This window comes from Borrelia venezuelensis (genome assembly GCF_023035835.1).
GTDB lineage: Bacteria > Spirochaetota > Spirochaetia > Borreliales > Borreliaceae > Borrelia > Borrelia turicatae.
This window is the reverse complement of sequence record NZ_CP073220.1, coordinates 193,289-207,178: the sequence shown is the minus strand read 5'-3', so window position 1 is coordinate 207,178 and position 13,890 is coordinate 193,289. Positions and strand designations below refer to the sequence as shown.

The following is a 13,890-nucleotide window of genomic DNA, read 5'->3' as shown; positions in this document are numbered from 1 at the left end:
TATTTTTGAAAATGATTTAAAATCTATTTTTATGCATGTAAGTGCAGGTAAGTATAAGGGATGGAAGGTTGCTTTTCCTAAAATAGGTGGTGTGCGTCCTGTGATGGCTATTGTTAGAGAAGCGTTTTTTTCCATTTTTTTAAATCAGATTTTAGGATCGAATTTTCTTGATGTGTTTGCAGGTACGGGAATAATGTCTCTTGAAGCTCTAAGTAGGGGAGCTAATCTTGCTCATCTTGTTGATTGTAATAAATTTTCTAAAAATGTTTTGATTAAGAATTTTGAAGTTGTGAGTGAACCTTACAAATTTTTTTTCAGGAAGGCTGAATTATTTCTTAAAAAGAGTGATCTTTTTTATGACTTTATTTATCTTGATCCGCCTTTTGGATATTCTTTTAAAGAGAATTTACTTAGAATAATATCAGAAAATGAAAGTTTAAATAAAGATGCAAAAATTATTATTCATTATCCTTCGAGAGAAAATTTAGACAACAATATTTTAAGACTCTCTAAATATGATTTTAGAAAGTATGGGGGGTCAAAACTTGATTTTTTTAAAGTTAAGTCTTATGTTTAAGCTTATTAATCTTGCATAGAAGTCAAAAGTTGAAATTCATCACTTTTAAGTTCTTCAATGTTGTGCCTTAATTCAAATTGATCTGTATTTTTGAATGGACTTGTCTTAATTTCTCCATTTTGTCCCTTTATGATGATTTCTCTAGATTCAAGGTTTAGTAGTATATCTCCAATTTTGTAAGATTTGTCCTTGTGTTTGATAATGGACATAATGGGCAAAATACCTATTGTATACTTCAAAACAACTGCTTTAAATAAAGGTTCATTGCAATCTTTTATATATACATCTACTATTGTTCCATAATCGAATGGTGCAAGGACTTTTAGAAAATTTTTTAGCATTTCTACGTCAAATTTTTTGTTTTTTAAGTATTCTTCTGGGTTATCTTTTGTCCAATAGTATTGTTCACTGTTTTCAGCTAAAAATTTAATAGCTTCTAAAGGATTCACAGGTTCTTTGATTATAATTGGATTAACCATTTCATCATAAGTATCTATTATGCAAAAAATTCTAATAAGTTCATGGGTAAATTTTTTTGTTGTTGTTTCTGCACGATTTTTGATGTTAAGATAGCTTTTTTGTCCATTTATTATCATCTTTGTAATGGCAGAAATATCTTCTCTCATTCTGAATAGATTTTTAGAGATATTAATACTTTTTTCTAAAATTTCTATTTTAGACATATATTTTTCTTTTGTGTCTTTGTTTTTAAGACTGATCTTTTCTCTTAATTTTTGTAATATTGTGATATGCATGAGTCCAATAGGGTGTAATAGTACTCCAAGTGCAGCTTGCAGTATAATGTCATTATCATAGAAAAATTCTGTAAATTCTGTGTAGTGCGATTTGTCGATAAAGAATTTTGATGTTGAGCGTGGAGCATCTTTGGCAGCCCTTTCTTTATTTAATTGTGCAATGGTTGTTAAAAAATAGATTGTAGTATCAATTGCATGTATCAATATGGAGTCGCCTTCTGTTTTTACTTGTTCTCTGCAAAATTCATAATCTCTTCTGATTGAATGTAGATATAATTTTTTAATTGTTTTTGTATTATTAAGATTGTCTTTGTCTATGATTTTTTGGAAATCAAAATAATCATAGATTTTTAGTAATATCTTTTGAATAGATATTATTTTGTGTTTTGGTAGAATTTTAAAACTGCCCTCAATTATTTCCTTAAGGTAAATAGGATCGGGTTCTTTTTCCATTAGTGTATTTAAATTAATTAATGTTTTTCTTCCAGAAATTGTAAACATTTTATCTTTTTCTGAAAATGGTTTATATATGTCTTTTAATGCTTCTATTAGCTCTTCCTTTAAGGAATTTATTTCATTGTTTAGAATTTCTTCATTAATTGTATTTATTAGTTTGTCATGTGGAATATTTTCGTAATTATTGATTACTGGTATGTGTAAAACGTTACCTTTATTTAAAAATGTGATTATTTTTTCATTTACTCTTGTACTTAATTTGGCCATATTTCCAATATTTGAAAAAATTATATCCTTTTCTGTTAAATCTTCTACTTTTTTTATTTCTTTGAAAATCATTGAGAGCCCTCTTAAAAGCTTTAAGTATTGTTGTCTAATACAATTGAATGCACGAGTCAGGAATTTTATCCTATGCTTTATCAATTGGGATGCAGCTATACTTATCATATAATTTTATATAGCCTCTTAATAGCTGAGACCTAAAGTTTATTCTTACTTTTTTTAAGTGGGCTGCATTGTATAGACAAAATCTTTTAACTTATATTGCCACCGAGGAGAATCGAACTCCTGACACAAGGATTTTCAGTCCTCTGCTCTACCAACTGAGCTACAGCGGCTAAATTTTTTTGACATTGTAATTTTTTATTAACAGAAGTAATTTTTTCATAAACAAAGTTTTTTGTCAATAAAAAATTATTTGTAATTTTTTGAGTGAGTAATTTTTTTGTCAATTTTAGTTATTATAAAACATAGTAAATACTATTTTCAGTCTTTGGAACATTATAATGAAGTATATGATAAAGATAATTGTACATTTTTATGGTTATAATTATTGTCTTAACTTTTACAATGTTTTTACTAAAATTTGTTATTTGTGAAATTATCTTTACTTTTTAGTATTTGCTGAAATGGGGTACAATACAATTAAGTATTTGCCCCGCTTATAATTTATTTTTTATTATGCAAGTATCTAAAAAAATCCATATTTGTTGAGAATATTTTTCGTTTGTCTTTGAGTGTTGTTTTGTAACTTTCTAGTGCTTGCCAAAATTTGTAAAATTCAACGTTTTTGCCATAAGCATTTGCATAAATTTTTGCAGCCTCATGATCCCCTTCAGCTTTAATTTTAGCTGCTTCAGCTTTTGCCTCACTTAATAACTTTAGCTTTTCTTTCTCAATGCTACCAAGTATTTCTGTTTGCTCAGCAATTCCTGTACTTCTTTGTTCTTCTGCAATTTGTTGTCTTTCTGAAATCATTCTGTTATGTACAGAGTCAATTAAACTTGGATCATAACCAATTTTTCTAATAAGAACGTCGACAATTTCAATACCAATGTCTTTTGTGTTTTTGTTGGAAACCTCAATTATTTCATTTTCAATTATTTTTCGACCCTTTGTGATTTTGTAAGTTGTGTTATCTGTAATTTCTTGTGGTGTTAAAATTCCATCAGATAGACGTTGAATTGGATCATTTGAACTTCTGATGATTTCAAGCAAAGGATACTTGGCAATAACACCTCTGACCGCAGGTTCAATAGCTGCATTAATTATTGTAGAAGCTCTATTCATTGTTTTAATTGCTGTATAAAATTGATTAATGTCTACAATTTTCCACCTAGCAGTTGTATCTATCCAGATTAATTGTTTTTCTTCTCCTCCTGTTGGAATCCTTTGAGGTTCTCCATCCCATCTAAGTATGTTTTTGGGAAATATTTGTACATTTTCAATAAATGGGATTTTATATTTAAGTCCCGCTGTGTTTTCAGTTCTTTCGATTTTACCAAGTCTTGTGGTGATTGAGATTTCATTTTCTTTTAAAATATAGAGTGGTTGCATTATAGCTAACGATATTAATCCAAATATTAATGTAAAAGCTAAAATCTTAGCAATAGAGAATAAAAATTTTAATATGTATTTCATTTTATTTAACCTCCTTAAATGGAAGGAAATTATTTAAATTTTTATCAATTATTTCAATATTGTCTTTACTCTCAAGGATTTCCTTCATTGCTTCGTTATAGATTCTCTCTCTTGTAATTTCTGGATCTTTGATGTATGCATTTAGGATTGCATTAAAAATGGCGGTCTCAGCTAATGCAGTATTTATTCTGTTTTCCTTATATCCCTTGGCTTCTTCTATCAGTTTAAGGGCTTCTCCTCTAATTTTTGGAATTATTTGATTAAATTTTTTTCTTCCCTCGTTAATGAATTTATTTTTATCCTGGATTGCGATATTAACATCTTCAAATGCCTCATAAACTTTTCCCTTTGGTGGCATAGCATTTCTGATTTGTACTTGAACAATATCAATTCCTAAATCATATGTTTTTATGATTTCATTCATAGAGGCTTTTACTCCTTCTGTGACACCAACTCTATTATCATTAATTATTTCAAAAATAGTATTGTCCCCAATTAATCTGTTCATTGATGATTTTGCAATGTCTGTTATGGTTTTTGCAGGATCTTCTACTTTAAACATAAAAGAATATGGGTCACTGATTTTATATTGTACTAACCATTCAACCTTAATTATATTTAAGTCACCAGTAATAATTATCCCGTCATCTTCGTTCAAGTTAGGTCCTGTGTTATTATTTGTATTAAAACCAAATTTAACTTCTTGTACGATCTTTACTGGTACAATTAATTTTTCTTCAATTAATGGAATTTTTATATGTATGCCTGGTTCAAGTATTCTATTTAACTTACCAAGACGAAGAACTATAGCTTCATCAGATGGTCCTACCACAAAAATATTTGCAATGGTTATTAGTAATATTATTACTAATACAATTAGAATTATCATATATTCATATGTTTTGTTGAAAAATTTTAAGATATCATTTAACATTTTGTCTCCTTTTTGTTATACATTTTTACTCCTTGTCAAGTTTTGTAAATGTTATTTTTTTTATTTTATGATTCTGGATTTCTTCTATTAAATATTCTCCATGTTCTGTGCTAACCTGTTCTCCGCCCGTGGGTATTTTATCAAGTAAATCCATTATATATCCTCCAATTGTGTTTATGTAATCTTTGTGTTGAATCTTTATTCCAACTGTTTCTTCAATCTCATCAAATGTGGTCTCGCCTGATATTAAGTAGATATTTTCATCTTTTTTAGTAATGAGTTGTTTTTGTTCTTCAAAATCATATTCATCAAATATTGCACCAAAGATTTTCTCTACTATGTCTTCTATTGTAAGTATTCCTGCAAATCCTCCATACTCGTCGATAACGATGGCCATTATTTTTTGTTTTTGTCTCATGATATCTAGTATATCTTTTATCCTTTTGTTTTGTTGTACAAAAACAGCAGGTTTGACAAATTTAATAATGTTTTGTTCAAGTTTTTTTTTACTTATTTCGATTAGGTCTTTAGTTATTAAAATTCCTATTATTTGTTCTCTATTTTGACCTTTGTATACAGGAATTCTGGAATATCCTTCTTTTTTAATTAGTTTGATCTTATCTTTTAATTGCGATGTGCTTGAGAGTGAGAATACTTCTGTTCGGTGTGTCATAACCTCAGAAGCCCTAACTTCTCCTATGTTTAACATTTTTTGCATGAATATTCTGTCATCATTTTCTAAAATTCCTAATTTTTCGGCCAAAAATAACATGTTTTTAATGCTATCTTTAGTCATTTTTTGACTTGCTTTTATTTTACATAGGCTTAGTAAAATTTTAACTATTCCATTAATTACATATATTGCTGGTGTGAATATGATTGTTAATATTTTGAGTAAGATTGAGGTTGATAAAACTATGCTCTCATTATTTAAAATTGCAATTTGTTTAGGAAATATTTCTGAGCATATAAGCACTATTATTGTTATGATTCCAGTTGATAAAGCAAGTGCATTGTTTCCATATTTGTCGAGGACAAATTTTGTTGTAAGAGCGCTTGCTGTTATGTTAGCAATATTATTCCCGATTAGAATTGTCGTTACAAGCTTTGATGGATTTTGGGCTAAATTGTATACTACTGTTCCTAATTTGCCTTTTTTCTTTATGTCTTGAAGTTGAATTAGGCTTAATGATGTGTAGGCTGTCTCTGATGCTGAAAAAATTGCTGATAGTATTATGAATATTAATATAATTGTTAATTCTAACATAAGTATTATTTTAATTTATCTTTAAAGCATTTTCTTTAGTTTTATTTGTCTTTGTAAAAAAAAATTGCATTGGCTTTTTACTTAAGGATTACAAGGCGCTGACCGGAATCGAACCGGCGAATCAAAGTTTTGCAGACTTCTCCCTTAGCCACTTGGGTACAGCGCCATTCTAAACATTAGTTAGTTTATTAAAAAATATTTAAATTGTAAACAGTATCTTTTATGATTGAATGATTGTGATTGAACTTTTTTAAGTATTTTCTTTATATGTTTTTCTATAAAAATAATTTTTATTTTTGTAATATTTATGAATATGAATAAAAAAATGCTTAATAATGTTTTATCTAAGTTAGATAAGAATTTTGTAAAGGAAATTAAAGGGTCTTGTGAAGTAGAAATCTTGGGACTTACATATGATTCAAGATGTGTTTTATCTCATTTTGTATTTTTTGCTCTTCCAGGACTTCATTTTGATGGTCAAGAATTTATCAATTCGGCAATTGAGCAGGGTAGTAATGTTATTGTTCATACTAATGATATTAATTTTTATGATCCCAATGTGACATATATTAAAATTGATTCTTGTAATATAAAAAAATTTATGTCAAATTTTGCTCATATTTTTTATAATGAGCCTTCAAAAAATCTTAAGATTATTGGCGTTACAGGAACTGATGGTAAAAGTTCTGTTTGTTTTTATATCTATACTCTATTAAAATCTATGGGTGTTAAAGTTGGTTTTATTTCAACGGTATTCTTTGAAGATGGAAGTGGAACGCTAGTTAAGAATCCTTATAGGCAGTCGACTCCAGAGTCAACAGAAATTCATTTAGTTCTTAGTAAAATGGTAGAAAACAATGTTGAATATGCTATTGTTGAATCGACTTCGCATGGCCTTGATATTAGAACATCAAGACTCATTGATATTGCGTACTTTGTTGCTGTTTTAACTAATGTTAGTCATGAACATCTTGAATTTCATGGTACTATGCAGCATTATTTAAATGCTAAGCTTAATCTTTTCTCTTCTGCAGATGCTAATGGTGGTTTTGGTATTATCAATATGGATGATAAAAATTTTTCTACCTTTTTAAATACTATTAATAGGGCTTATACGTATAGTTTAGAGAATAAAAATGCTGATTTTTTTGTAAGTAAGATTAATGAACAAATGGGTTTTACTGAATTTGAGTTTTATCATAAGAATGTTAAATATGATGCTAAAGTTAATTTGACTGGCAGTTTCAATGTCGAAAATGTTATGGCGGCTTTGATTGTTGTTAGTCAAGTTATGAACGTTGATGTTTCAGAACTTATTGGTAAGCTTGTAAATATTGAGGGTCTTTTTGGACGAATGCAAGGTGTTGATTTTGGACAGGATTTTTCTTTAATTATTGATTATGCGCATACACCCGGAGCTTTTCTTAAAATTTTTCCTATCTTTAAAAGACTTTCAAAAAATAGATTGATTTCTGTTTTTGGTTCTGCTGGAGAGAGAGATGTTCTTAAGAGAAAGTTGCAAGGAGAAATTGCAGATAGATATTCAGATATAATAATACTTTGTGATGAAGATCCAAGAGGTGAAGATAGTATGCAAATAATTAGAGATATTGCGGAAGGAATTTCAGGAAAAACTTTAAATAGAGATTTATTTTTCATTCCTGATCGAAAAAGTGCAATTGAAAAGGCAATAAATATTGCACATACTGACGATTTGGTGGTTACTCTTGGAAAGGGGCATGAAAACTCAATAATATATAAAGATCGAAGTATATTTTGGGATGAGCAAGCTGTTGTTAAAGATATAATTTCGAGAAATAGGAGTTGATTTGATGAAAAAAAATCTTATGTTAATATTTGGAGGAGTTTCTTTTGAGCATGAAATTTCTCTTAGATCTGCTTGTGGAATTTATTCAGCTCTTATGAAGCTTGATAAATATAATGTGTTTTCAAGTTTTATTGATAAAATTACTGGGGTTTGGTACCTATTAGATTCTGTTCCTGATGATCCTAAATTAATTAAAAAAGATAGTTCTGCTATTATTAGTTTAATTCCTGGTTATGGAATATTTGTAAATAATAAGGATCTTAAAATTGATGTTGTGTTTCCTATTGTTCATGGGAGAACAGGTGAGGATGGTGCTATTCAGGGATTTTTAAAAATTATGGATATTCCTTGTGTTGGTTCTGGAATTTTAGGAAGTGCTATTTCTATTAATAAGTATTTCTGTAAGCTTTTGCTTAAAAGTTTTAATATTCCTTTAGTACCCTTTATTGGGTTTAAAAAATATGATTATCTTTTAGATAAAGAGGGCATCAAAAAAGACATAAAGCAAAGTTTAGATTATCCTGTCATTGTTAAACCGGCTATACTAGGTTCTTCAATTGGAATAAGTATTGCATATAATGAGACTCAGATTGAAAAATGTATTGAAGAAGCGTTTGCATATGATTTGACAGTTGTTATAGAGAAATTTATGAGGGCAAGGGAGATTGAATGTGCTGTTATTGGAAATGAGCAGATTAAAATATTTACTCCTGGTGAAATTGTTATACAGGATTTTGTATTTTATGACTATGATGCTAAATATTCCACTGCTCCTGGAAATTCGGTTGTCTTTAATATTCCTGCTCACCTTGATACCAAACATTTGTTAGACATTAAAGAATATGCATTTTTTACTTATAAATGTTTGGAGCTTAGGGGTATGGCAAGGATTGATTTTTTGATCGAAAAAGATACTGACTTAGTTTATATTAATGAAATAAATACAATTCCAGGATTTACAGATATTTCTATGTTTTCTAAGATGTGTGAACATGATGGTCTTGATTATGGATCTTTGGTTGATAAATTGATAGCTTTAGCTTTTCAAAGTTATGCAAAGAGAAAGGAGAGGATTGATTTTCACCGGCTGGAAAACTAATTTAGTTTCAAATTTTTTAAATTTTCAATTTCCTTGTCATTTTGAAGTTTAAAAAAGGGATTTTGATTGTATTTTGCAGATTTTGGAAGTATTCCAGAATACTTTATTGCGTATGAATAGTCTATATTAATGTTTTTAACTTCTTTTTTTGTTTTTTGATCATATATTTTTACGTAGTTTGTATTGATATCAGAGTAAGCAAAAACATCATATTGAATTTTTTCTTGAGATTTAACCGTAAAAGTTATATTTGTTGTATTTAATTTAATATTATTTATTGTAAATATTACATTGTTGGATGCTATTTTATATGGTGTATTGCTTTGATATATGATAAGCTCAGATGCATTTTTTAAAAATAGATTAATTTGTTTTGTAATCTTATTTGTGGTAATCTTAATGTCATAGATAGTTCTCTCAGCTACATCTATTTTTTGAAAAAATAAATCTATTAAGTTTTCTTGTGTTTGAATTTCCTTTTCTGTGTATTTTTTATTTTTTTCTAAACTTAAATTAAAATCTTTTGTTGAAATTTGAATTGTATTTCTGTTGTCTTGTAGGTATTCTACGCTAATTTTGTTGGTTTTTTCTGGAAAGCTTATTATTTGATCTATTTTTATTGTTGAAATTTTTTCTATGTCGTGTGATATTATGGTAATGGCGATTATTAGAAAAAGAATGATAGATTCAATCTTTTCAAATTTTGTAAATTCTTGTCTTATTGTCTCAGTTTTATGTTTTAAATGTTCTACGATGTTTGTAAGTATTGCTGAGAAAAGTGAAATTGATATGAAATAGCTTAGTGCAATCGGTCTTGTCGTCATTAAGGTTGTTTGTATTGACGTTATTAGCATGAGATTTGTTATCCAAATAAGCATTATTACTATCTTTTTTAGAATTTTTGTCTTGTTAGGAATGATTAATATTAGTATATTTTTTAAAATTATGATTAAAATAAATTCTATTTTGATATATAACATTATAATAAGTTCAATTATAGAGATTGATATTGCTAAATATTTAAGTTCTTTAAGGCTCAAATGTATTTTAAAGTTATATGTGAAATAAGATATAATATTGAAGTTAAATAATGTTAGAAAAAAATTTACTAGATATATTGGATTTATAATCTTATAGTCTATGAAATTTTCATATGCTGTTAACATTTTATTTGTGATTAGAGTAGAAATATATGTGCTTAGGAATAATATGAAAAATAGTTTTATGATTTTATGGTAATTTTCTTTTGTTTTTCTAAGTATGATACTAGTTTTTTTAAATTTTGTGATGAACACTAATATAATGAAATTGCAAATAGCATATATTATTATGATAAGTGTATTTTCATTTATTATCCATTTTTTAAATGGCATATTTATAATGATATAGTGTAGTTCATTTTCACTTTGATTATTTTTTTTAGCTTTGACTGTCTCTTCAATTGATTTGTAAATGTCACAAAGATTATTATTTTTTACATGTTTTAAGAGTGAGCATTCTTTATTGTTGCTTATTATTAAAATTGGAATTTCTTCTTTTAAATACAAATTGTATATTCCATTGATATGTTTGTCATTTATTTTTGATACGTTAAAGTTTACTTTATGATTTTCAAATGTTTTTATAAAATTTTCTAAAAAGCTTAAACTTGTTTTTGAATTTATTATGTTTGATTGATTTTTAAACTCTATTAAGTTATTTTCTTTGTCTTCATTTAGCATTAAATATATTGTATTTATGTTTTTGTCAAGTGCATTATTGTTTAATAACAATCTACTGCTTATTGTTGATATTTGTTTATGTGAGTCGTCTTCTATAAAATAAATGTTTAGGTTATTCTTTATCTCTTTGTTCTTGAAATTATTTATTAGTGTTATTACAATGGCAATTGCTAGGTTGTTTTTTAGATCATGTTGTGCTTCTATTGGGACAATGATATTATAATTAGTTTTTTCTGTGCCTTTTATTTTTACGTGAATTGTTTTTTGCGAGTATCCAATAAATCCAATTTCTTGGAGTGAGTGTTCTTTGTGTTGAATCTTATTTTCTAGAAAATATTTTTTTATGTAATCATAAGTATTTTCTATTCGTTTTATCTTTTCTAAAGATCTGTTTAGTTCATTAATTTTTGTGATATGTTTTCTTATTTGTTTGCCACATTGTTCTATTTCGTCTGCTTTTATTATTTTATGTGAAATTAATGTTTGTATTAGGATTAAGAGTAATGTCTTAATTATCATAATTTTTTATGTCTTCTTCTACTTGCATTATTTGGAGTACGTTAGGATTTTCTTTAAGTGAAGTAAAAATCATTGATACGTTTTTTGCATTTGATGAGATAATTATGTTAATTATTCCATGTCCATTTCCGCAGTCTTCTATTTTCTCACTAATAAGTCTTACGTCAAAAGTTGTAAAAAGATTATCTAAATAGTTAAAAAGGCCTTTTAAATTTTTTAAGAATATTATGATATGATATACTTTCCTTGTTGGTGTTGCTTCCCATTCTACTTCTACAAGATGACTTTTTTTCTGATGTGCAATTTCTCTACAATGTTCTTTGTGAACTACTATTGTATCTTTTTGTATTATCCCAATGATATCTTCACCTGTTAATGGATTACAGTCAGGGGCTATTGTAATACTTTTTATTTTGGATTTTGTTAAAGATTTAAACAAACTGAAGAGTCTTTTTTGTTCCTTATTTTCTCCAATAAGATATGCAATTATGTTATTATCTACAAATATTGTATTGTCATTTTTGTTAAGCCAAGATCTAATTTTTGAGCGTGCTTTTTTTGTTCTAACACTGTTAAGCCAAATTACATCAGGTTTTGCCTCTGGAGAGGTAAATATTTCAACAATTTGTTCATTTTTTAATGGTTTGGTTAGTGAGCTAATTTTACCATTAATTTTTGCATAAAGTGCTTGATCCCCAATATCTGTATGTATTGTGTATGCGAAGTCAATTGAGTTTGAGCCAAATGGAAGTTCTACTATTTCTCCTTCTGGTGTATAGACATATATAAATGTGTTTAAGAGTTCTTTGTGTATGTCATGCATTGAGTATTGATTTTTGTTAACAGATTCTTGTTGCCATTTTTTGATTCGGTTGATAAATGATATATCATCAGCTTTTAATTCGACTTGTTCTTTGTAAAGCCAGTGAGCAGCAACACCATATTTGGCAATTTTATCCATTTCTTCTGTTCTAATTTGTATTTCTATCAATTGATTATCCTCAGGTATTCTGACAGTGGTATGTAGGGATTGGTATTTGTTTTCTTTAGGGATTGCTATGTAATCTTTTAGTCTTCCAGGTATTGGTTTCCAAACTTTATGTACAATTTCTAGTATTTCGTAGCATTCTTTTTGTTGTTTACAAATTATTCTTATTCCCAGGGTATCAAAGATTTGAGAAATATTATTATTTCTTGTTTTCATTTTTCTAAATATTGAGTAAAAGTGTTTTGAACGTACTGTGATTGTGACATCGATGCCAATTTTTTTAAGTTCTTTTTCTATTATCAATTTTCCCTTATATAATTTTTTTTCCCTTTCTATTTTTGTTGCGGATAAAAAATTTTTGATTTCTTTATATTCTTTTGGATAAAGATATTTTAATGATAAATCTTCAAGATATATTTTAAGAGATGAAATACCTAGTCTTTCTGCAATTGGTACATAAGTGGCAAGACAATCTCTTGCAATCCTTTCTTTCCTGTTTTTAGGTAAGTGAGAAAGGGTTGCCATATTATGTAATTTATCTGCAAGTTTGATGATTATTATTCTAATATCATGAGTCATTGCAAAAAACATTTTTGAAATGGTATTTGCTTCTTTTATTGCTCTTGTTTTATTGTGTAGGTCGTGAATTTTGGTTACCCCATCAATTAGACTTAAAATTTCTTGATCAAATTCTTTGATTATTTCTTCCTTTTTGACACTTGTGTCTTCAAGAACATCGTGTAGTAGCCCAGCTATTATTGTTTTAAAGTCTAGTTGAAATTTTATAAGAAATAGTGAAACCATGATTGGATGGATGACATATGGCTCTTTACTTTCTCTATATTGTCCGTAGTGTAATTGTTCTGATATTTCAAGAGCTTTAAATATTAATTTTTTTTGAATATCATCTTGATAAATATTATTGACAGTCTTTCTGAAAATGTTTTTTAGTTTATCGATATCATTTATTTTAAGTAAGTATGCAATTTCATAAACTTGTATCATTCTTTATCCTTAAGACCAATGCTCTTTCTCTGCTTTCAATGTCATATATAGTTTTTAAATAGTCAAACCCTTCCTGGATTGCAAAATCTTTTAAAGATTTTGTTTGCCAAGGAGCCATTTCTATTATTAAAAGTCCATTTTTGGCAAGCTTATGTTTTGCCTGTCTTATTATTTTTTTTGGAATTTCAAGTCCGTCTTTTCCAAACCCTAAAAGAGCTATTCTTGGTTCTTTTATTAATTTTTCCTTTATTTTTAGTTCATCTTTATTTAAATAAGGAGGATTTGTGATTATTAGCTCAAACTCTTTATTTATGTATTTTAACAGATCTGAATATTGTATTTCTATATAATTTTCTAATTTTAGTTTTTGTGTGTTTTTTAATGATACTTTTAAGGCTTTATTTGAAATATCCGATAGTGTTACTTTGCACTTAAGATAATGTGCAATTGTTAAGCCAATGCATCCACTTCCGCAACATAAGTCTAAAATTTTATTTAAATTGTGCTTTTTAATTTGAATTAAAGCTTCTTCTACTAAACATTCTGTATCTTCTCTAGGAATTAGTACATGTTTGTTTATATAGAACTCAATACCCATAAATTCTTTTGTTTTAAGTATATAGTTTATGGGTGTTCCTGATCTTATTCTGTTTATTTGACACGATAATTTATGTTCTTCTTGTTTTGTTAAATTTTTATTTATATTTGCAAGAATTAATTCTTTTCGACTCTTTAAGATTTTTTCAAGTAGTAATAAAATCTCAAGAGTATTTAAATTATGTTGTTTTGAATTTTTTATTGCTTCGTTTATTGTCATTAAA

The 13,890-nt window shown here is 27.4% G+C and carries 10 protein-coding genes and 2 tRNA genes; 3 read left to right on the top strand and 9 right to left on the bottom strand.

Translation table 11 applies throughout. From position 1 onward, the window contains the following. The first annotated feature begins 31 nt into the window (after positions 1-31). Positions 32-577, top strand: a complete 546-nt coding sequence (gene rsmD / locus bvRMA01_RS01005) for a 16S rRNA (guanine(966)-N(2))-methyltransferase RsmD (protein WP_011772161.1) — start codon at positions 32-34, stop codon at positions 575-577. A gap of 5 nt (positions 578-582) precedes the next feature. Here the strand turns inward: rsmD and bvRMA01_RS01000 are convergent, their stop codons facing one another. From bvRMA01_RS01000 to bvRMA01_RS00975, 6 genes are all read right to left on the bottom strand, one after another. Further along, positions 583-2,127, bottom strand: a complete 1,545-nt coding sequence (locus tag bvRMA01_RS01000; RefSeq protein ID WP_247031552.1) for a hypothetical protein — start codon at positions 2,125-2,127, stop codon at positions 583-585. A gap of 205 nt (positions 2,128-2,332) precedes the next feature. Further along, a tRNA-Phe gene (locus tag bvRMA01_RS00995) sits at positions 2,333-2,405 on the bottom strand. Positions 2,406-2,736: 331 nt separating this feature from the next. After that, the gene (hflC, locus tag bvRMA01_RS00990; RefSeq protein ID WP_247031550.1) at positions 2,737-3,708 is read right to left on the bottom strand and encodes a protease modulator HflC; all 972 of its coding nucleotides are present in this window, start codon (positions 3,706-3,708) and stop codon (positions 2,737-2,739) included. A gap of 1 nt (position 3,709) precedes the next feature. Beyond that, on the bottom strand, positions 3,710-4,642 hold the full coding sequence (gene hflK / locus bvRMA01_RS00985; protein WP_011772158.1) for an FtsH protease activity modulator HflK: 933 nt from the start codon (positions 4,640-4,642) through the stop codon (positions 3,710-3,712). Positions 4,643-4,667: 25 nt separating this feature from the next. After that, on the bottom strand, positions 4,668-5,909 hold the full coding sequence (locus tag bvRMA01_RS00980; protein WP_011772157.1) for a hemolysin family protein: 1,242 nt from the start codon (positions 5,907-5,909) through the stop codon (positions 4,668-4,670). Between the two features lie 93 nt (positions 5,910-6,002). Next, positions 6,003-6,075, bottom strand: a tRNA-Cys gene (locus bvRMA01_RS00975). A 147-nt stretch (positions 6,076-6,222) separates the two neighbouring features. Here bvRMA01_RS00975 and bvRMA01_RS00970 point away from each other — a divergent pair. Together bvRMA01_RS00970 and bvRMA01_RS00965 are read left to right on the top strand one after the other, a co-directional pair. After that, positions 6,223-7,737 carry a UDP-N-acetylmuramoyl-L-alanyl-D-glutamate--2,6-diaminopimelate ligase gene (locus bvRMA01_RS00970; RefSeq protein WP_247032391.1) on the top strand — a complete coding sequence of 505 codons (1,515 nt, stop codon included), beginning with the start codon at positions 6,223-6,225 and terminating at the stop codon, positions 7,735-7,737. 4 nt (positions 7,738-7,741) lie between these two features. Continuing rightward, positions 7,742-8,836, top strand: a complete 1,095-nt coding sequence (locus tag bvRMA01_RS00965; RefSeq protein ID WP_247031548.1) for a D-alanine--D-alanine ligase — start codon at positions 7,742-7,744, stop codon at positions 8,834-8,836. On the opposite strand, the gene bvRMA01_RS00960 is transcribed toward bvRMA01_RS00965, so the two are convergent. The 3 genes from bvRMA01_RS00960 to prmC are packed head-to-tail and all read right to left on the bottom strand — an operon-like array spanning position 8,833 to position 13,886. Continuing rightward, on the bottom strand, positions 8,833-11,076 hold the full coding sequence (locus tag bvRMA01_RS00960) for a hypothetical protein (protein ID WP_247031546.1): 2,244 nt from the start codon (positions 11,074-11,076) through the stop codon (positions 8,833-8,835). The two genes, bvRMA01_RS00965 and bvRMA01_RS00960, sit on opposite strands and share 4 nt — an antisense overlap. Beyond that, positions 11,066-13,069, bottom strand: a complete 2,004-nt coding sequence (locus bvRMA01_RS00955) for a RelA/SpoT family protein (protein ID WP_247031544.1) — start codon at positions 13,067-13,069, stop codon at positions 11,066-11,068. Before bvRMA01_RS00955 ends, bvRMA01_RS00960 begins: the two co-directional genes overlap by 11 nt. Next, positions 13,053-13,886, bottom strand: coding sequence for a peptide chain release factor N(5)-glutamine methyltransferase (prmC, locus tag bvRMA01_RS00950; RefSeq protein WP_247031542.1), 834 nt, complete (start codon positions 13,884-13,886; stop codon positions 13,053-13,055). Before prmC ends, bvRMA01_RS00955 begins: the two co-directional genes overlap by 17 nt. Positions 13,887-13,890: the final 4 nt, after the last annotated feature.